Source organism: Chlorogloeopsis sp. ULAP02 (assembly GCF_038404745.2).
In the GTDB taxonomy this organism is placed as follows: Bacteria; Cyanobacteriota; Cyanobacteriia; order Cyanobacteriales; family Nostocaceae; genus Chlorogloeopsis.
This window is the reverse complement of record NZ_JAYKTT020000001.1, coordinates 394,397-415,835: the sequence shown is the minus strand read 5'-3', so window position 1 is coordinate 415,835 and position 21,439 is coordinate 394,397. Positions and strand designations below refer to the sequence as shown.

Annotated in this window: 12 protein-coding genes, 2 pseudogenes and 1 CRISPR repeat array; of the genes and pseudogenes, 10 read left to right on the top strand and 4 right to left on the bottom strand. The window is 40.4% G+C overall.

The features are described from left to right. The first annotated feature begins 13 nt into the window (after positions 1–13). From U2718_RS01720 to U2718_RS01690, 7 genes and pseudogenes are all read left to right on the top strand, one after another. Positions 14–625 carry a 2OG-Fe(II) oxygenase gene (locus U2718_RS01720; RefSeq protein WP_341999653.1) on the top strand — a complete coding sequence of 204 codons (612 nt, stop codon included), beginning with the start codon at positions 14–16 and terminating at the stop codon, positions 623–625. 129 nt (positions 626–754) lie between these two features. Then, the gene (gene cas6 / locus U2718_RS01715; protein ID WP_341999651.1) at positions 755–1,576 is read left to right on the top strand and encodes a CRISPR-associated endoribonuclease Cas6; all 822 of its coding nucleotides are present in this window, start codon (positions 755–757) and stop codon (positions 1,574–1,576) included. A gap of 101 nt (positions 1,577–1,677) precedes the next feature. Further along, positions 1,678–2,043: pseudogene (locus U2718_RS01710) on the top strand (four helix bundle protein). After that, positions 2,040–2,727, top strand: a pseudogene (gene cas4 / locus U2718_RS01705) (CRISPR-associated protein Cas4). The pseudogenes U2718_RS01710 and cas4 overlap by 4 nt, the downstream one beginning before the upstream one ends. Before the next feature lie 42 nt (positions 2,728–2,769). After that, complete coding sequence (gene cas1d, locus U2718_RS01700; RefSeq protein WP_341999649.1) at positions 2,770–3,774, top strand: type I-D CRISPR-associated endonuclease Cas1d; 1,005 nt, start codon at positions 2,770–2,772, stop codon at positions 3,772–3,774. Positions 3,775–3,915: 141 nt separating this feature from the next. Next, entirely contained in the window at positions 3,916–4,203 is a 288-nt protein-coding gene (cas2, locus tag U2718_RS01695) for a CRISPR-associated endonuclease Cas2 (protein WP_341999647.1), read from the top strand. A gap of 212 nt (positions 4,204–4,415) precedes the next feature. Further along, positions 4,416–5,820: a CRISPR direct-repeat array (repeat unit 37 nt; unit sequence GTTGAAATTTCTCTTAATCCCTATTAGGGATTGAAAC). Between the two features lie 28 nt (positions 5,821–5,848). Continuing rightward, positions 5,849–6,454 (top strand): Uma2 family endonuclease, encoded by a 606-nt coding sequence (locus U2718_RS01690; RefSeq protein WP_341999645.1) that lies wholly within the window; start codon positions 5,849–5,851, stop codon positions 6,452–6,454. Positions 6,455–6,708: 254 nt separating this feature from the next. On the opposite strand, the gene U2718_RS01685 is transcribed toward U2718_RS01690, so the two are convergent. Further along, the gene (locus U2718_RS01685) at positions 6,709–7,692 is read right to left on the bottom strand and encodes a zinc-dependent alcohol dehydrogenase family protein (protein WP_341999643.1); all 984 of its coding nucleotides are present in this window, start codon (positions 7,690–7,692) and stop codon (positions 6,709–6,711) included. A 9-nt stretch (positions 7,693–7,701) separates the two neighbouring features. Further along, positions 7,702–8,673: a CemA family protein gene (locus tag U2718_RS01680; protein ID WP_341999641.1), complete on the bottom strand. Its 972-nt coding sequence runs from the start codon at positions 8,671–8,673 to the stop codon at positions 7,702–7,704. Positions 8,674–9,797: 1,124 nt separating this feature from the next. Here U2718_RS01680 and nifJ point away from each other — a divergent pair. Continuing rightward, positions 9,798–13,475: a pyruvate:ferredoxin (flavodoxin) oxidoreductase gene (gene nifJ / locus U2718_RS01675; protein ID WP_341999639.1), complete on the top strand. Its 3,678-nt coding sequence runs from the start codon at positions 9,798–9,800 to the stop codon at positions 13,473–13,475. Positions 13,476–13,525: 50 nt separating this feature from the next. Here the strand turns inward: nifJ and U2718_RS01670 are convergent, their stop codons facing one another. Further along, on the bottom strand, positions 13,526–15,526 hold the full coding sequence (locus tag U2718_RS01670) for a protein-arginine deiminase family protein (RefSeq protein ID WP_341999637.1): 2,001 nt from the start codon (positions 15,524–15,526) through the stop codon (positions 13,526–13,528). A 305-nt stretch (positions 15,527–15,831) separates the two neighbouring features. On the opposite strand from U2718_RS01670, the gene U2718_RS01665 reads away from it, so the two are divergent. After that, the gene (locus U2718_RS01665) at positions 15,832–15,972 is read left to right on the top strand and encodes a hypothetical protein (RefSeq protein ID WP_341999635.1); all 141 of its coding nucleotides are present in this window, start codon (positions 15,832–15,834) and stop codon (positions 15,970–15,972) included. Between the two features lie 131 nt (positions 15,973–16,103). Here U2718_RS01665 and U2718_RS01660 read toward each other — a convergent pair whose 3' ends face one another. After that, a complete protein-coding gene (locus U2718_RS01660; protein ID WP_341999633.1) occupies positions 16,104–16,529 on the bottom strand; it encodes a hypothetical protein in 426 nt (141 codons plus the stop codon). A gap of 1,063 nt (positions 16,530–17,592) precedes the next feature. Between U2718_RS01660 and U2718_RS01655 the strand changes: the two genes are divergently transcribed. Then, entirely contained in the window at positions 17,593–21,384 is a 3,792-nt protein-coding gene (locus U2718_RS01655) for a WD40 repeat domain-containing protein (RefSeq protein ID WP_341999631.1), read from the top strand. Positions 21,385–21,439: the final 55 nt, after the last annotated feature.

Sequence of the window (21,439 nt, the reverse complement as noted above, 5' to 3'; positions counted from 1 at the left end):
CTCCCACACCCCCGTGAAACAATACCAACTACAACCCAACGCCTTCCCCAGTAATTACCTCAACGACTTATGGGGAGAAATCCAGGCTTGTCCTTACTTTACTATCAACAACCTCAACCGCGATTTTGTCGGTACTAAGGGATTTTCTGTAGTGTTTGTGCGATCGCATCTTCCACAAGTAGCACAGCAGTTTCCCTACTTTAAGCCTTATCTAGACTTGGCTCTCCAGGCAAATTGTAATGCTTTTTACCTCAATCCTTTACTGCTCAAAGAAGGCTCCCGCGTCGATCCGCACATCGATCGCTCTTTGCGATCCTACTGCAAAACCATTGAGCCGCCTGCTGTAGTCAGTGTTCTCTATGTTCGCGTACCACCAGATATGGAAGGGGGAGAACTAGTACTGCGATCGCCCAAACGTCAACTAGGGCAAATTAAGCCTCAAGTGAATACATTACTGTACTTTCAGGGTGATTTAACCCATTCTGTCAACGCTGTCAAAACCCCAGGAAATCGTCTGAGCTTGGTTTGTGAACAGTATAGTTTGAGCGAAACTGAACTTGCGGAAATACCAGAATTTACTGTCGAATCAAGAGTTGCTCAGTATGCAACAAAAAAACGCAAGTAATACCAATTCGCAATTCGCAATTAAGAAATTCAGATTGTATCTAGGTTTCAAGATTTGAATCTGTTGCCGAATTTTAGAGAATTGGTATAAGTTTTTAACTTTTGACTTTTAACTTTTGACTTTTAAAATATGCCCCATAGCCTCATCCTCAACCTCATTCCCCAATCTCCCATTTACCCTGAATTTCTCAGCGGCAGACATTTCCACGCCCTTTTTCTCACCCTCGTCAGTTCCGTCGATCCAACTTTGGGAGATTACCTGCACTCTTCAAAAGCCGATAAAGCATTTACTCTTTCGCCTTTGCAAGTATTGAGGGAACAGGGTAGGAAAAAATTTCAGACATTGCAATGGGAACATCAAAAACCTATCCTCGCAGGTACTTCCTGCTGGTGGCGCATCTCCCTACTCGATGACACTTTGTTTAGCAAGCTAACTTCATTGTGGCTAAATCTCAACCCTAAGCACCCTTGGCATTTGGGTTCGGCAGATTTATACATCACTAGCATTCAAGGTACGCCGCAATCAACGCAACCTTGGGCAAATGCTTGTACTTACGCTCAATTATATGAGCAAGCATCCCAGAGCGATCGCACTCTTAACTTCTCTTTTGCGACACCAGTAGCCTTTCGTCAAGGTGGATACGATACTGCTCTTCCCAGCAAAGAATGTGTTTTCAACAGTCTTCTTAGTCGTTGGAACAAATATAGTGGTATTGAATTTACCAACATTTCTTTTGAATCAATTTTTCCCAGTTTTTTTAACATTAATACAGAAATTGTTAGCAACTATGACAGCAAATTCATTGGTTGTGTGGGTGAAATTAGCTATCGAATTTTAGGTGATGTTGAACCGATAGTAATTAAGCAAATTAATGCCTTAGCTAACTTTGCTTTGTATGCAGGAGTGGGACGGAAAACAACAATGGGTATGGGGATGGTGAGGAGGGTGTAGGGGATAGGGGATAGGTTAAAGGTAATAAATGGGTGGGAATACTACTTATAGAGGAATCCTAAATTATTTGTGAACAGGCTCAAATTCTCACCTATTTATCTATGAAAATCGAATCACATCGAGATTTAATTGTGTGGCAAAAAGCAATGGATATGGTAGTTCAAATCTATCAAATAACTACCTTATTTCCACACACATAAACTTATCGATTAACTTCACAAATTACGAAAGCAGCAGCATCAGTACCAGCAAATATTGCAGAAGGACACGCACGAGGAACAAATAAGGACTATGCCTACTTTTTGGCTATAGCGAAAGGTTCACTTATGGAGACAGAAACTTTTTTAATGCTGGCTGTGAGATTAAATTATGTAACTCAACCACAAGCAGAATTAACTTTATCTCTCATCACACAAATCAGCAAAATGCTTACTTCACTCCGTAATAAAATCTTAGGTACACAATGAAAAATCAAAACCCAATAAATTCAATCTCTTCTGTCCCCTGTCACCTGTTCCCTGTAACCTTAGCTGACTACATTCCCATTGCAGCATTAAACCAATATGCCTATTGCCCGCACCGCTGCTGGCGAATGTTTTGTGCAGGAGAATTTATTGATAACCAATACACAATTGAAGGTACAAGTTTACACGATCGCGTCCATACAGTTGGAGAAGGAAATCGAGCAGAAACTTGGCAAATCAGGGCTATTTGGCTGAAATCTGAACAATATAAACTCATCGGTAAAGCTGATTTAATCGAAGCCGAAAAGGGCGAATGGTATCCAGTTGAATATAAACGGGGACGAAAAGGCGAATGGGATAACGATGAACTACAAGTCTGCGCTCAAGCGTTGTGTTTGGAAGAAATGACAGGGCAAAGCTCAAGCGTTGTGTTTGGAAGAAATGACAGGGCAAAGTGTTAGCAGTGGCTATATCTACTACGCACACTCGCACCAACGCCAGTTAGTCGAAATTACTGATGAACTGCGTCAAAGCGCGATCGCTACCATCGCAGCCGTTCAAACATTGTTATTTACAGGCGCGATGCCAAAACCTGCCAAAACCAAACGCTGTGATGGGTGCAGTCTTCACTCATCATGTTTGCCCCAAGCTGCTGAGAAACTAGGGCGCTATCAAGAAGCCAGCTAATTTGAAATTTTTGATAACTGATAACTGATTTTTGATGCAATTATGGGCACAGTTTACATTACTCAAGAAGATGCTTTTATCGGCAAAATTGATGAACGTCTCAACGTCAAATTTGATAAAAAGATAATTTTAGACGTGCCGTTAATAAAAGTAGATGGTGTTGTAGTTTTAGGACGTGCTACAATTTCACCTGCGACAATTTCTGAACTACTTGAGCGCCACATTCCCCTGACTTTTCTCACAGAAAATGGTCGTTATTTGGGGCGATTAGAACCAGAAGTAACCAAAAACATTTTTGTACGTAAGGCACAATGGCAAGCAGCAGGTGAGTCAGCCCAAGCCATTCATGTAGTTCAAGCATTTGTACGCGGTAAACTGAAAAACTATCGAAACAGCCTCATCCGTCGTCAGCGTGAATGTCCAGATTTAAATTTATCAGAAAATCTCAAGCGCATAGAACAAGCAATTGTACTCATTGACACAACTCAAAGTATTAATTCACTTCGCGGTTTAGAAGGTGCGGGTAGTGCAGCTTATTTTGGCTGCTTCAACCAACTGATTCGGGCTAAAGAATTTACTTTTAACACCCGTATCCGTCGCCCACCAACCGATCCAGTCAATTCCTTACTCAGCTTTGGCTATTCCTTATTGCGGCATGATGTTCAAGGTGCTATTAATATTGTCGGCTTTGATCCATATTTAGGATACTTGCACTGCGATCGCTACGGTAGACCATCACTGGCATTGGATGTAATGGAAGAGTTTCGCCCGTTAGTAGTAGATACGGTGGTTTTATCTGCATTAAATAAAGGGTTTTTGACACCTACAGATTTTGTCACAGAACCATTAAGTGATGCCGTTTCCCTCACTCCAGAGGGACGAAAAACATTTTTGCGCTTATACGCACAGAAAAAGCAATCCGAGTTCAAGCATCCGGTAATGGGGCGTAAATGTACTTACCAAGAAGCGTTTGAACTGCAAGCACGATTATTAGCAAAATATTTGATGGGCGAAACCGAGAAATATCCGCCCTTGGTTTTGAAATAGAAGGCAGGAGGCAGAAGGGATAAATAGGGATTAGGGGGACAGGTGACAGGGAACAGAGAAGGGAAACTGATAACTGGTAACTGACACCCGATACCCAATCAAGTTATTTCCACAGTGATGTAGTGAAGGTGAAAAATATTAATGAATGTTGTTGTGTCTTATGATATTTCTGAAAACAAGCGCCGCACAAAAATCCACAAAGTTCTCAAGTCGTATGGGCAGTGGGTGCAGTACAGCGTGTTTGAGTGTCAGCTTACCGATACTCAATATGCAAAATTGCGATCGCGCCTCAACAAGTTAATTAAACCTGATACTGATAGTATTCGCTTTTACTTTATGTGCGCCTGCTGTTTTGGTAAAGTCGAACGTATCGGTGGTGAACAACCCCGCGATGAAAGTATTTTCTTTGCTGAATGCGCGGATGGGTAGGTGTTGGAAAATCAGTTTAGGGAAAAATGGCTGAATTTCCTACTGCACAAGGTTTTAGAGAAATATTTACTGACAAACCATCCGCGCTCCTTGCCTAGTCTAGGTTTCAGCCATTTACACCCTACTCAATCCAAAATTCTTATGCTATGATTGCCGCATCCGCGCAAATGAACCTTGAAAACCTAATATTGATTGACTTTCGGGCTTCCGCAGTTGAAATTTCTCTTAATCCCTATTAGGGATTGAAACTTGGCTATTAATCTAATTCAAAAGGATATAATGGTATGTTGAAATTTCTCTTAATCCCTATTAGGGATTGAAACGACAAAACAAACACTTACAGGTAACGATATCACTAGTTGAAATTTCTCTTAATCCCTATTAGGGATTGAAACGCCTTAAAAGGAAGAAGTTTATAAATCTTAATAGCCAGTTGAAATTTCTCTTAATCCCTATTAGGGATTGAAACACTTAGTTCTTGAATTGTACTTTGTACCCTCTTGTGTTGAAATTTCTCTTAATCCCTATTAGGGATTGAAACTAGACCAACGACAGTATTAATATCTTCATCTAACGTTGAAATTTCTCTTAATCCCTATTAGGGATTGAAACAGGAGATGGTGAGGGACTGGGAGAAGGACTAGGAGACGTTGAAATTTCTCTTAATCCCTATTAGGGATTGAAACACCGATTGTAAACTAGATAGTAAAATCAGTCGTTGAAATTTCTCTTAATCCCTATTAGGGATTGAAACAGGCGATCCAGGGATGCCTGGGCAAGATTAGTAGTGGTTGAAATTTCTCTTAATCCCTATTAGGGATTGAAACAACAAACCCCCCTCATACTGAAATGAGTAAGCAAAGTTGAAATTTCTCTTACTCCCTATTAGGGTTTGAAACGTTCCCTTTTTGCTCCGACAAGCTACGCAAAAAGAGGTTGAAATTTCTCTTACTCCCTATTAGGGATTGAAACAATAAATATTTCAAAAGCACTCCTATTGATAGCTTGTTGAAATTTCTCTTACTCCCTATTAGGGATTGAAACAACGGGAATTGTAAGTATTGATGGCCTTGATACGAAGTTGAAATTTCTCTTACTCCCTATTAGGGATTGAAACAGATTGCTTGATTCTGTTGCAGTTGAGTATGTATCGTTGAAATTTCTCTTACTCCCTATTAGGGATTGAAACTCGTGCCTTTGCCTCATTAATCCGCTCGTTTGCGTTGAAATTTCTCTTACTCCCTATTAGGGATTGAAACCACCTACAGTGAATATGATTGCTTCTTCCGTCAGAGGTTGAAATTTCTCTTACTCCCTATTAGGGATTGAAACCACCTACAGTGAATATGATTGCTTCTTCCGTCAGAGGTTGAAATTTCTCTTACTCCCTATTAGGGATTGAAACATTAGCCACGCTCCGGAACAAATCCAATCCGGTTGTTGAAATTTCTCTTACTCCCTATTAGGAATTGAAACTTGAGGAGTAGCGAGCGCCTAGAAATTGCCCTGTTGAAATTTCTCTTACTCCCTATTAGGGATTAAAACAACAGCCAAATTTTTCCAACAACTTCCCAACTGTAGTTGAAATTTCTCTTGATCCCTATTAAGGATTGAAATATATTCTATTTACTACACTCAAATACACATGACTTACACTCCACCCAAAATACTAACTTTCCAAGAATTTATTGCCCAATATGGTGACAATACACGTTATGAACTAATTGATGGAGAACTCAGAGACATGGAACCTACAGGCCCTCATGAAGCTGTAGCTGGTAGTATTGCAGGTAGAATCTATGTCGAAATTTTTAGTTCTAATTTCAATTGGCTAATTCCAAAAACTTGCCTGATCAAACCGCCGGCTGCGGAAGCCACAGCGTTGCGCCCTGATGTCATTGTTTTAGATCAAGCAGAACTTAGTAAAGAACCACTCTGGCAAAAAGAACCTATTATATGTAACGGCAGTACAATCAAGCTTGTTGCTGAAGTTGTGAGTACAAATTGGCAAGATGATTACGCAAGAAAGGTGGAAGAATACGCTTTTCTTAACATTCCAGAATATTGGATTGTAGACTTTCGGGGTTTGGGTGGTTTGCAATTTATTGGCAATCCAAAACAACCTACCATTACTATCTGTCAGTTAGTTAACGGACAGTACCAGCAGCAACAATATCGTTTAAAGGATACTATTCACTCTTATCTTTTGCCAAATTTACAGCTTAAACTTGAAGATATTATGCCTATTTGAAAACAGGACAAATAACGCTAGTGTGAAGAATGGTTACGACACTATTTTAAGATTTTAAGGCCGTCACCCCAGGTAGCCAGGTAGTGGGCTGATACAGCTAAATTGGTACATTAGAAAAATCTTGTGGGGTGGGCTTCTAGCCCGCCCGTGCGGACATCTTGTCCGCACCACAAAACAATTTATTGCATCATTTTAGTCTTGCCACGCTACTACTTAACTTCCTTCCTGCCTCTTGCCATCTGCCTTCTTAAATCCTAAGTAAACAACACTGCCGAACCCTCAATTTTGCCACTACGCAGAGCATCTAAAGCCTCATTAGCTTCACTTAACCCAAAGAGATTTACCTCTGTACGAATGGGAACTTGAGGTGCTAATGTTAAAAATTCTTCTCCATCTTGGCGAGTCAAGTTAGCAACAGAGCGCAACACCCTTTCTTCCCATAAAATTTCATAGGGAAAAGAGGGAATATCGCTCATGTGAATGCCAGCACAAACCACCACCCCACCTTTAGCAACCGCACGCAACGCCGTAGGTACTAATTTTCCAACTGGCGCAAAAATAATCGCCGCATCTAATGGTTCTGGAGGAAGTTTGTCAGAATCACCTGCCCAATTTGCACCTAATTGACGAGCAAATTCTTGTCCTTGAGTATCCCCAGAACGGGTAAAGGCAAAGACTTGACGCCCTTGATAACGCGCCAGTTGAATTAAAATGTGCGCAGAAGAACCAAAGCCATAAAAGCCAATTTTTTCAGCATCGTCAGTCATTCTGTAGGCGCGATAGCCAATCAACCCACCACACAACAATGGTGCAGCTTGCATATCAGGATAACCTGCTGGAATTTCAAAGCAATAACGATAGTCAGCAACGGTATACTCAGCATAGCCGCCATCGAGGTGATAACCTGTAAACTCGGCATAGTCGCAAAGGTTCTCACGATGAGAAAGACAATAGCGGCAGTGATCGCAAGTATGACCTAACCAAGGAACACCAACGCGTTTTCCCACGTTAAAATTTTTTACTTGTTCCCCTACTGCTTCCACAGTACCCACAATTTGATGTCCAGGTATTAGAGGTAGTTTTGGGTGTGTCAGTTCTCCGTCTACAATATGCAAATCTGTACGACACACAGCACAAGCATGAATGCGAATCAACACCTGCTCCGGATTGGGTTTTGGTAAAGGTAAATCGACTAGCCGCAGGGGTTGACGCGGTGCTTCTAAAAGCATGGCACGCATAAGCAATTATTACTCGTCCATTTCTTTTAATGTAGCTAATGCAGAAGGTGATAGCCGACTGAGATAGCGGAAAATCCAGTATTTAAATATAGTGTCTAAAATCACAGGAAATGTAGCGATAAATAAAGATATTGCTCCCCTATTTGCTGGTAATCCAAGATGTTCTGCCAATCCTTCTAAAAGAATTTCCCAACCATGAGGTGAGTGGAATCCTACAAATATATCTGTAAATAAAATAATTAAGAAAGCTTTAGCACTATCGCTTAGGCCATAGATAACTTCATCTATAAATGATTGAACAACTTCAATGGCTTGTTTGTTAGTAACTACTACTAATGCAAAAGCAAGTAATGAGAGAATATCAGCAAAAATATTACTGATGGCAATATTACTTTTTCGCTTATATACTTGTGCTATTTCATTCGCTTTTTCTTTAAGTTTTTCTTCTATAGCTTTTGGAGACAGAGGGGGAGATTTACGGATTAACTGTTCAAAATTCAGTTGTTCTTCAAAACGCTTCAACTCTCGCAGAGCTTCTTCTTCCATCTCAGAATTCAGAAAAATTTCCTGTGTATTTTCACTTCTTATCCGCTCCACGACAGGACTAAACAAAAATTGCTTAGAATATTCCTGTGTTAACAGCGGTACAATTATAAGCATGAGTATAAATCTTAAAGCAATTCTGCTGCGATTTCTAGAAAATTGAAAATTTTTGATAAATTCCTCTTCTGCTTGTGGAGAAAAGTCAGCAGTGATTCTATTAATAGTCCTACCAATTGACCTTGGTATAACTCCTGTCTTCTGAGAAACTGGTGGAACTTTTATTTTGTCTAAATTGTTTACATCTAATTGAGGATTTATTTCGTCGTTATTTTTCATTGGTAGCTGTGGATTAAATAACACTAAGCTGCTAAAGAGAATATTTTCATTTTCTAAAGTATAGTTAGCTATCATTCCATCATAAACTTTAGCTAATCTCAAAAGAGAATATTTGACTTCTTAAATACTAAACTGTAGGGTACGTGGCGGCTAGTTCTCATACTCTTACAGCCATTTTCAGATGAATAGACCAGACAATACTGTAAGGGCGGGTTTAGTAGATATCCTTTTGCTTTTAGCTAGAGATTGAAACAAAACCCGCCCCGAAAAAATTTTTGGCTCAAATAAATGAAATTTGCTGTCAACTCTCAAATTTTTGCATAGCTGTAACACAACCTAAGTAAATACTGGCTCCCCTACTTAATATCCAGCACAGTTAAACATTAATAATCTTGAGAAAACACTGAGCAATGATAAAAGTAACAGCACTTTTAAAACACACATAACTCCAACTTCGAGGACATTGTTTTTAATTAGTTCTATATATTACTTAACTAATGTTCAAATGTTACTTACATTGAAAAAAATTGCATTTAAACAGTGTGTTAAACTACTTTTATATAATCTACAAACTTAAGATTTATTTTCAATATATGTCCCAGTCGTTGTAATTCTTAGATTTGCACTAGATAAAATGTCTTAGTATCTAGAGAACTGGAAAATGTACAGCAATTAGCATATCCCGCACCTATACCCCAAAAAAATATTAAAAATTCTGAAATCTTTAGTTAGCAGTGCTTTTATAGCTTGAGTACATCGTTAATAGTTATTAATTAAAGCAAGTTGGAAGATGAGATAATCTTCTTTAGACCCAAATAACCTGTAAATTGTAATTGTACCAAAACAATTACAATTTCTCAATATTAATTTCTACTTATACTTATGGTTAAGACGCTACATCCCACATTTATTATTTCTAGTTATTGCTAATAATCCTATTAAATAGGGTAGTTAAAACATACCGTGATGTACAAATATAACTTTGAATTAAGGACTATTGAATAAATAATAGCCTATTCAGAGTTGAGCTTTTTAGTCACTATGTTCTTGATTCTACCTTTTTAATTCTGCCTTTGATACTAAGTGGCTTAATACAAACAAAAAGCAAAGCTAGAAAAATAAAAAGCGTCTCAGCACTAGGGGGTTCTAATTATTTATGCCTTTAATTACTAATTAGTAATGTAGCGATCGCGGTATTTGGGGCAAGCTGTCAGGAGAATTAATGTATGAACAGAACCTTTGCAACTATCGATGGAAATGAAGCTGTAGCCCGTGTTGCTTATCGCGTAAATGAAGTTGTAGCCATTTATCCGATCACCCCTTCTTCTGCAATGGGCGAATGGACAGATACTTGGGCGGCAGAAGAAGATCTCAATTTATGGGGTACAGTTCCGAGCGTAATCGAAATGCAGAGTGAAGGTGGAGCCGCTGCTGCCGTGCATGGAGCATTGCAAACAGGTTCTCTGACAACAACCTTCACCTCATCTCAGGGATTATTGTTGATGATTCCGAATCTGTATAAAATTGCTGGCGAGTTGACTAGCTTCGTTCTTCATGTTGCGGCGCGCTCCTTGGCTACTCACGCTTTATCAATTTTCGGCGATCACAGTGATGTTATGGCAGCCCGTGCCACTGGCTTTGCTCTGCTGTGTTCTGCTTCAGTACAAGAAGCTCACGATTTTGCCCTGATTGCTCAAGCCGCGACTCTCAAAGCACGAGTGCCATTTATGCACTTTTTTGATGGTTTTCGCACCTCCCACGAAATTCAGAAAGTCCAATTACTAAGAGATAGCGAGATGCGATCGCTCATTGATGAAGAATTAGTACTTGCCCACCGTTCCCGTGCTTTAACCCCCGATCGCCCTGTGTTGCGGGGAACTGCTCAAAACCCTGATGTTTACTTCCAAGGGCGGGAACGAGTTAACCCTTTTTATGATGCCTGCCCGGAAATTGTCCAGCAGGTTATGAATCAATTTGGAAAATCCACCGGACGGCATTACCAAATCTATGAATATCATGGGGCAAAGGACGCCGATCGCGTAATTGTGCTCATGGGTTCGGGCTGCGAAACGGTACATGAAACCGTGGATTACCTCAATGCCCGCGGTGAGAAAGTAGGTGTTCTCAAAGTTCGACTTTATCGCCCCTTTGATACCAAAAAATTTGTAGAAGCCTTACCCGATACCACCAAGGCGATCACTGTTTTGGATCGCACTAAAGAACCCGGTAGCACTGGAGAACCATTATACCTGGATGTGGTGACAGCTATTCATGAAGTGTGGAGCGAGATCCGTGCAGAGCGAGGCAGTGGCAGAAGAACCTCTCCTATAATTATCGGTGGTCGTTATGGTCTTTCTTCTAAAGAATTTACGCCAGCAATGGTACGGGCTATTTTCGATAATCTAGCACAAGAAAAACCGAAAAACCACTTTACTATTGGTATTAATGACGACTTAAGCAATACTTCCTTAAGCTTCGACTTGAACTTCTCAACGGAACCCGATAGCGTCGTTCGAGCCATGTTCTACGGGTTGGGTTCCGATGGCACCGTCAGCGCAAATAAAAATTCCATCAAGATTATCGGAGAAGAAACGGACAATTACGCCCAAGGTTACTTTGTCTACGATTCCAAGAAATCTGGCTCGATGACTGTTTCTCACCTCCGCTTCGGCTCTCAGCCAATTCGTTCCACCTATTTAATTGAACAAGCAAACTTCATCGGTTGTCATCAGTGGACATTTATAGAACGCGTTGATGTTCTTAAGGCAGCCGTGCCTGGAGCAATATTCCTGTTAAATAGTCCCTACGATGCCGATACCGTTTGGAAGTGTCTACCAGCCGAAGTACAGCAGCAGATTATTGAAAAGAAATTAAAATTTTACGTTATTGATGCTAACAAAGTTGCCCGTGAAAGTGGCATGGGCAGACGAATTAATACAATTATGCAAGTCTGCTTCTTTACTCTTGCGGGAGTGCTGCCAGAAGAAGAAGCGATCGCTAAAATTAAGCAAACTATTGAAAAAACTTACGGTAAAAAAGGCACAGAAATCGTCCGCATGAACTTGCAAGCGGTAGACAACACCCTCGCTAATTTACAGAAAGTAGATATCACAGAAGAGGAAAGGAGGAAATGGAGAGAAGACGCGGAGAATCTATCAAAACCATTCCCCTTGTCCCCGCGTCCCCTTGTCCCCGTGTCCTCTTTTCCCACCTCCTCTTCGGCTCCACAATTCATCCGCGAAGTTCTAGGTAAAATCATGGCGTGGCAGGGGGATGAATTACCTGTAAGTGCTTTCCCCGCTGATGGTACTTATCCAACTGGAACTTCTCGCTGGGAAAAACGCAATGTCGCACAGGAAATACCTGTTTGGGAACCAGATATCTGCGTACAGTGCAGCAAGTGTGTGATGGTTTGTCCCCACGGTGCGATTCGCTCTAAAGTTTATCCACCAGATTGGTTAGCGAATGCTCCCGTAAATTTCAAGTCAACTAACGCCAAAGATAAAGACTTTGTCGGACAGAAATTTACCATTCAGGTAGCATCAGAAGACTGTACCGGATGCGGTGTCTGTGTTGATATTTGTCCAGTTAAAAAGAACAGGGAACAGGGGATTTGGGATATAGAAAAAAAAGCGATTAATATGAAACCTCAGTTGCCATTGCGGGAGCAAGAGCGGGAAAACTGGAATTTCTTTTTGAATTTAGCAAATCCTGACCGACCTAAGCTAAAACTCAACCAAATTCGTCAACAACAACTGCAAGAACCATTATTTGAATTTTCCGGTGCTTGTGCTGGTTGTGGTGAAACACCTTATTTAAAATTGCTGACACAACTATTTGGCGATCGCGCAGTAATTGCCAATGCCACGGGTTGTTCTTCGATTTATGGTGGAAACTTGCCTACAACTCCGTGGACAAAAAATGCTCAAGGTAGAGGCCCGGCATGGTCTAATAGTTTATTTGAAGACAATGCTGAATTTGGTTTTGGTTTTCGCCTCTCTTTGGACAAACAAGCTGAATATGCTGCTGAACTTTTGCAGGAATTGAGTAGTGAGGTTGGCAATAACTTAGTTCAGTCTATTCTTAGTGCTGCACAAAAAACTGAAGCAGATATCTATGCACAACGCGAACGAATTGCTCTTCTTAAACAACGTGTAGATGAACTTATAGTAGAAGAAGACGCGGAGAAAATAAGAAAACTAAAATCTTTAAAATCTTTAGCTGATTATCTGGTTAAAAAAAGTGTTTGGATTGTCGGCGGTGACGGTTGGGCGTATGATATTGACTTCGGCGGATTAGATCACGTGCTTGCTAGTGGTCGTAATGTCAACGTTTTGGTGATGGATACCGAAGTTTATTCTAATACTGGTGGTCAAGCTTCTAAATCTACTCCACGGGCAGCAGTTGCCAAATTTGCCTCTAGTGGTAAGCCTGCTGCCAAAAAAGATTTAGGATTAATCGCGATGAGCTACGGTAATATTTACGTGGCGAGTGTAGCATTAGGCGCACGAGATGACCAGACTTTGAAAGCATTTTTAGAAGCCGAAGCTTACAACGGCCCATCGTTAATTATTGCCTACAGCCATTGCATCGCCCACGGCGTCAACATGACAACGGCAATGAGCAACCAAAAGGCATTGGTAGAATCAGGACGGTGGTTGCTGTATCGATATCATCCTGAGTTGCAAAAACAGGGTAAAAATCCTTTGCAATTAGATATGCGATCACCCAAGCAACCAGTTCGAGAGTCAATGTATCAAGAAAATCGCTTCAAAATGCTAGCTAAGAGCAAACCTGAACTTGCCAAACACCTATTGCAAGCAGCGCAAGCTGAAGTTGATGCGCGTTGGCAGTTGTATGAATATTTGGCAGCTAGGAAAATTGGAGAAAATGGAAATTTATAATTTTAGAGAATAGCGAGTAAATTCGCCATTTCAATTGGTATTAGCTCTTTCTAAAAGAATGTCGGCTCAACTTCCCACCATTTTTTGGCAAAAGGTTGTCGAGATGCATTAGTACCGCAATGAATTTCTCCTCCTCCTCGAAAATAAGGCTCCCAATCATCAATAAAGTGACAAACTAAATCCAAAGGTTCTAAAATTTCTTGAACATAGGCTTCTAATTGACATTGCTCGTTAACCTTGGGGCCAAATGGTTTAGGAATAGCAAGATGCTGATTGAGAACAATCATATTTACCATATTGGGGAAAAAAGTTTCTGCTCGCCCATCACCTTTACCATCATCTTGAAATAAAGCAGGGATATCAATAATATCTTCTTCACCTAAGTTTAATTCCTGTTTCAAAACCTCTCGATTCCAATTAATATGTTCTTGAAAGCGTTGGTTTTGATCAGCTAAGTCTTGATCGTCGAGAATATCTGCCACACTAATATCAGCAGGTTTGCCATAAAGTCGTTTTCCTTGCCGCAATAATACCTGAGAATGTCCTTCATCTCGTAAACTTTGGAGAAGCTCATAACACTTGGCGGTGCTGGCGAGAAGTAGTTTAAAACCCTTAGGATTAGGAGCAGGAACGAAGGTCATAAATTCATCTATGTGACCTACACTAAGCCAGTCAGAAAAAATTTCAAAGGGGGCTTGAATTTTTTGGGCATAGAAAAAGTCTCGCAAGACTCTTAACATTCGACGCGGCTCTTGAATAATTTCTTGACGCGTTCCCCCAAATATCAGACGTCCGAAGGGATAATTAACACCTTTTACAGTTACTGGCGGAGAAACTTCTAGATTTCCAAAAGAGTCTAATTTTGTGGCTTCATGGCGACTTTTACGGGTTACATAACCAAAGTCGATCCCTAATAGTTTGCGTTTGGCGAAGTGAATTAATCCGCGATCGCGGGGCGAATCAAGTACTACATGCATCAAGTGTCCTGGAGCTTGAGTGTAACCAATTTCAATTTCGTCTCGCATCCAAGGATCGTCCTGATGAAACTCAAAAGGAACAGGCTCTAGTTGTGCGTTGGCTTTCCCAACAACTTTTCTCAGTTCTTCTATAAATTCTTCGTTACGTCCATTAGATAAACGAGAAACAAAAACCGTGGTTGGAGATAAAGTATTAGGAGTCATCATCCAAGGAGCAACTCGAAAAACTACGCGATCGCTGTAGACAGTTTTTCCTTCTTTCTCCAGACTTAAAATAATTTCAACTATGCCATCGAAGTCAAAATCAGGATAAGCTAGTCCCTCAATAGCCAAGATAATATCTTGATCAGTATTTCTAATTTTTGCTTTTGTGTTTTCAGGGCTAATTAACTCATAGCCACTTCTATCTAATTCGTCATAAATGCGAATGCGTTTAGCGGTGTCTTGGTTAACTGACAAGTAAAGTTCGCATCCAGAAGGTAAATCTCTTAAACCAACTTTGCGAACAATCATAAAGCTAAAATCTTTTAGATCCAGCAGTCCTTTAATATAGTTATCTTCGCCATCGTATTCATCAGCAGAATGAACAAAATCGCGATCGCTATTTACTAATAAGACTGCACCATGACCATTAATTCCCCATTGCCAATCCCCTTTATGAGGATTATTTTCTTCAATAATCCCATCTCGATTTGCATCCACATCTAAACAAATCCGCAGACAAGTTAGTTGGATTTGAAATTGACTCAACTCACGACCATTATCATCTTCAAAGGTTATTTGTAAAGAACGGTCTTTTAGGCGATCGCTAAATGTTCTTGCTATAAGGGTAATCTCTGGAAGTTGCCTAAGAGGAATCGGTGTTTGTGCAGCGATAGGTTGGTTTGCACTAGAGTAAATTTCGATTTCTCCCCGTGCTTTAAAACTAACAATTGCGTCCTCAGCAGGCGCAAGATTTTTTAGGGAGACTTGCAGTGGTTGACCGACAACTAGAATATCTTCATAGTCTCGACTTTTTTCTCTAGAGCGTGAGTGAAGGTCATTGGATGTTTCAATTTGTAATAAACTTCTCATAAATTTGTAAAATTAGGGATTTTTTGAGTTTTTTAGTTTTTCATAACTGATTTTGGACTCACATCATACCTAATTAGAAAGATTTTTACCTCTATCAAACAGTTTATTTACTCATATCAAGACTTCTAGCAACAACCTGGAGGCAGCCTCGAAACTCTTGTTACCAGCTTCAACCTGGTAACGAGAACTAGAGCAATCCGGAAGCTATCCCCACAAGTACACGTGAATGCCTCTAGCTGGTTCTTTGTGGCACGCAAAAACTAAGTTGAGTGATCGCTTTTTGCTCAACCTAACCTAGAGGCAGGATGATTTACTCTATATGTTACAAGTGCAAGGATATATGCGATCGCTGCAAGCACTTATTGGAAGCAGCGCAAGCTGAAGTTGATGCGCGTTGGAAATTGTATGAGTATTTGGCAGCTAATAGTCCGCCACGCAAGTTATGAAAGTTTATAGAACCCCTACTTTTTGAAAAAGTCGGGGTTCTGAACACATATTATACATAAATGTGTGGGGTTTCTTCTCCCCATCACCTTTGCCCCTCTACTTCTTAGTGACTTGATGCGTTTGGCTTGAATTAACAGCCACCTTTTTGAGCTGACCAAGTACCAATACTAGTTCCTCCAGCTACCCCAGCTGCTGTTGGATAGTGTAAATAATACCCAGTCGCAAGATTCGAGTTTATTAGCGTTCCCTCGTAACTTGTTGCAGTATTTGTAGGAGAATATATCCCCCACCATCGGACTCGATCACCTTGTTGTACCCAGCTGCCAGTCCAATTAGCAAAGGTGGGAGAGTTAAATGTTCCACCGATAGTTGCACCAAATGAACCACCATTGTTTGTGAAATTAAGACAAGCTTGTAATGTCTGATTACGAGTATCATCTTGCCAATATGTAACCAGCCAACGGTCGGAAAAAGTAGGAAATGCTGCCATAGCAGGAGCAGCACTAAAAACAAGTCCTCCTATTAATAAAGCTCCTATCTTCCCTGCCTTATTCATATTGTGTTAATCCTGACTAATGACTAAAGGATAAAGCAGTATTAAAATCAACCTTTTCCAAAGCTGTTTGAGCTTAGAAGATTCTATGTAATAGAAATAGATTTCACATATTAACTGCTTTTAGAAAAAGATTAGCTGCAATTTACCGGGTTACACAGTTAGAAAAAGTCACAGAATAGTTATTGTAAAGTCACAAAATAGTTATAAATATCTATTTTTTACTAACTTAATCTCAAAACCATAACTCTTTTAAGCTCGTGCTGAAACTTTTGAGGTTTCTTCTCTGGCATAAGGCGAGAAACCGCAGAAACTATTGTCTTGGAAGTTGGCATTAATAAGGCTAGTGGATAAAATAATCTCCACTTAATTATGAAAGTGCAGGTAAATAACTTTCAGATAAGACTCGTAAATGCAAGTAGGTTGTTTGTTCTGATCGCCACTATGTAGTTATGGAGTATATCTTTAGGAATAAGCCAGATTACTGGCAATAATTTTAACCTGTAACTAGTTATAACTAGCCTATGAATATCTGCAACTTAAAATGCATTTCTAACACTATATCTGCGTTTATTTGTGATTTTTAATTTCTTGATTACTATTTTGAACAAATCTACTCAATTTTGCTCAATTTTACCTTAAAACAGAGATTGCAATTTTTTGTTTATTGTTAACACACCATGTCTTTCATTTCTCAGCTTAACAGTAAGCAAAAGTCACCAAAAAGTCATTTATCGCTGTTTTCACTCGAAATAAATACTATTTAAGACTTTAAGATATCCTGCAAAAGGCAAAAAACAGATGAAAGTGTATTTCACTCAAATGAGAAACTACTATAAAACTTATAAAGATGTATTACTAAAGAAAATAGTTGAATGGAAGAATCTGTAAACTTAACTAGTAGTCAAAACCTTGATTTTTCTGGAAAAAGGATTACAAAATTTTGATAATTCGATAGAAAAGCGATTACTTTAAAGGCTAATATGCAGTTGATAAAATCTTAACTGCATATTTTAACCTGACTATTAGAAAAAACTTAAAAAAGATTCCTTTAAAATCCTTGCTCATGAATGTTGAAGAAGCACTAGAACTCGTAGAGAAAGTTTTAAACTACGATCGCCTAAACAAAGTGCAAGAAATAGTATTGCGCCTATCTTGGGAAGGACAATCTTATTCAGAGATGGCTGCAAGCGCTGGCTATGAGCCTGAGTACATTAAGCAAGTTGGCTTTCAGTTATGGCAGTCGCTCTCAAAAGCATTGAATAAGAAGGTAACTAAAAATAATTTTCAGTCGATTTTGAAGCGATACGCCCACCAAACTCAAGTATCAGCCACAGCGCCGACGATCTCCGTAATGAACGGTCATAACCCTGAGATTAACGGGTTAAAAGATATACAAGAGTTTGAAGATGAGACATTCGCGAAGCGAAATATCACCATGTCTATTACTACTCGTCCACACCAAGATTGGGGCGAGGCGATTGATGTCTCTATTTTCTATAACCGCACTGAAGAACTAGCTCTTGTCAAGCAATGGATATTAAAGGATCGCTGCCGACTGGTGACGCTATTTGGCATGGGCGGCATTAGTAAAACTGGTTTGTCTGTAAAATTAGCACAAGAGATTCAGAGTAAATTTGAGTACTTAATCTGGCGCAGTCTCCGCAATGCTCCACCGATTGAAGATTTGCTAGCACAGCTAATTAAATTTTTTTCTAAGGGAAAGGAAACTGATTTACCAGAAAATATAGACGGTAGAGTGGTGCGAGTGATTGAGCACTTACGCTCCTCACGTTGCTTGCTGCTGCTGGATAATGCTGAAACGATTCTACGTGAGTGTGAGCATACAGGTTCTTACCGACAAGGATATGAAGGCTATGGTCAATTTTTTGAATTTGTGGCAGAAACACCCCATCGCAGTTGTTTAATACTAACTAGTCGAGAAAAACCTAAAAGTTTAGCAGCAAAGGAGGGTGAAACACTTCCTGTTCGCTCGTTACCACTGGCTGGTTTAGAGATCCCAGAAGGACAGAAAATTTTTCAAGCAAAAGGTAACTTTAGGGCATCAGAATCTGAGTGGAGTTACCTAATTGAGCATTACGCTGGTAATCCCTTGGCTTTGAAAATGGTGGCTGCGGCAATTCGAGATTTTTTTGATGGCAGGGTTTCTGAATTCTTGGAATTGTTGAAGCAAGGGACGTTGGTTTTTGATGATATTCGCAACCTCTTAGAACGGCAATTTAACCGTCTATCAGAGTTAGAAAAAGAGGTAATGTACTGGTTGGCAATCAATAGAGAGCCAGTTTCATTCTTGCAATTGCAGGCAGATATAGTCTCTAACGTTCGCACGAGTGAAATTTTAGAGGCATTAGTGTCTTTACAGAGGCGATCGCTAATTGAAAAAAACTCCATTGGCTTTACACAACAACCAGTTGTCATGGAGTACATGACAGAACGATTAATCGAGCAGGCTTATGAAGAGATTATTACAGGAAATTTTGAATTACTCAGGAAGCACGCACTACTGAAAGCTCAGGCAACAGACTATCTTAGACAGTGTCAAATTCGCCTGATTTTAGAACCTCTTGCCACTAAACTTAGTACTCAATTTGGAACTAGAGAAAACCTAGAAAATAAGCTGAAGCAAATTTTAATGAAACTGCGTTTATGCAGTAGTGAAAATGAAACTTACTCACCAAAATATGAATGTGGAAATATCATTAACTTATTGCATCAATTGAAGTTCAATTTAACTGGTTATGACTTTTCTCACCTCACAGTTTGGCAGGCATATCTGCAAGATGTAAATTTACACCAAGTGAATTTTGCCCACGCCGATCTGAGCAAATCTGTTTTTGCTCAAACCTTCAGTAGTGTTTTGTCGGTGAATTTTAGCCCAGATGGCAAACTTTTGGCAGCGGGTTTTGCCGATGGAGAGATTCACTTGTGGCGAGTTGCAGATACTAAACAACTTTTGACCTTTAAAGGGCACAGCCGTTGGATCTGGACTGTTTGCTTTAGTCCAGATGGTCAAACCCTTGCTAGTACTAGTCTCGACCAGACAGTAAAGCTATGGGATGTCAACACGGGTGAATGCTTGAGGGTGTTTCATGGACATACCGATAGTGTCTGGTCTGTCGCTTTTAGTCCAAATGGACAAATGCTTGCTAGCAGTGGTGCAGACCAAACAGTAAAACTATGGGATGTTAATACAGGTCTATGTTGTCGAACATTGCAGGGACACAGCAACTGGGTGGGGACTGTGGTCTTCAGCCCTGATGGTCAAATTCTTGCCAGTAGCAGTCTTGACAGTTCAGTTAGATTGTGGGATGCTAACACGGGTCAAAGCTTGAGAACTCTACAACAGCAGATAGGTCAGATCTGGTCTATAGCCTTCAGTCCAGATGGTCAAATCCTTGCTAGTAGCGACGATGCCTGTACCATTAATTTGTGGGATGTTAGCACTGGTGAATGTATTCAGACATTGCAAGAGCACGGTAACTGGGTAGTATCTGTAAATTTCAGTCCAGATGGCCAAATCCTTGCTAGTGCTAGTTTAGATCAATCTATTAAGTTATGGCATTTTGGCAGTGGTCAATGCATTCAAACTTTGCAAGGGCATACTAGTCGGGTATACTCAGTCACTTTCAGTCCCGATGGCCAAATTCTTGCCAGTTGCGGCGATGACCGTGCTATTAAGTTGTGGGACGTTAGTACAGGTCAATGCCTAAAAACGATACAAGGATACACCAATTCAATATTTTCTGTTGCTTTCAGTCCGGATGGTAATACCCTTGCCAGTGGTAGTGAAGACGCAGCAATAAGGCTATGGAACGGTTGTGAAGGGCAATTGCTCAAAGCTTGGCAGGGACATACTAGCCAGGTACGAGCCGTGACTTTTAGCCAGGATGGTTGCATTCTTGCTAGTGGCGGCGATGACTATACTGCGAAGTTGTGGGATATTAGCACTAGTCGAGGTTTGAAAACATTTCAAAAGGAAAGTAGTCAGGTACGCTCTGTTGCCATTAGTCCAGATGGTCGCATCCTTGCTAGTAGTGGTTGCAATCAAACCGTGACGCTATGGGATATGAACACGGGTCAATGCATCAAAACTTTGCAAGGTCATCTCAATTGGATATTTTCCATTGCTTTTAGTCCAGATGCTCAAATGCTTGCTACTGGTAGTGTAGATCAGACTGTGAAGCTATGGAATTTTCGTAGCGGTGAATGCCTGCAAACATTCGGTGGAGATATTGGATTTGTACTTTCCGTCGCTTTTAGTCCAGATGGTCACATTCTCGCTAGCGGCAGTGAAGATGGGGTTTTGAGACTATGGAATGTCAAAACAGGTCAGTGTTTGCAAACGCTGACTGGACACGCAAGCCGAATTTGGTCTGTTGCCTTTGCTCCACGAGAATACGTAGTAAAGTCTTCCGTTGGTGCAAGCGTTGCTATACCCCAGAACGTAGCCTCTTTGAAGGAGACAGGAAATAGCAATCATGCCTACCTGCTCGCGAGTGGCAGTGAAGACCAAACAGTGAGACTGTGGGATACCGAAACTGGTCAGTGCGTTAAAACTTTACAAGGACACACTGCCACAGTGCTGACAGTTGTTTTTGCTCCGCACGGTGATGCGATCGCTACTCAACACGAAAATCGGTGTCAAAGTGGACAAGTTTTGGCAAGTGGTAGTGAAGATGAAACGATTAAGCTTTGGGATGCAAACACAGGTGAGTGCTTGAAAACACTGATAATCCCCAGACCATATGAGGGTATGAATATCACAGGCGTTACTGGCTTAACTGAGGCTGAGAAGGCGACACTCATGGCATTGGGGGCGGCGCTGGAGTTTGAATGATGTGATTTTGTCCTCAGGTAGAAATGATTAGCAAACTGTCAACTTTTACAGCAGT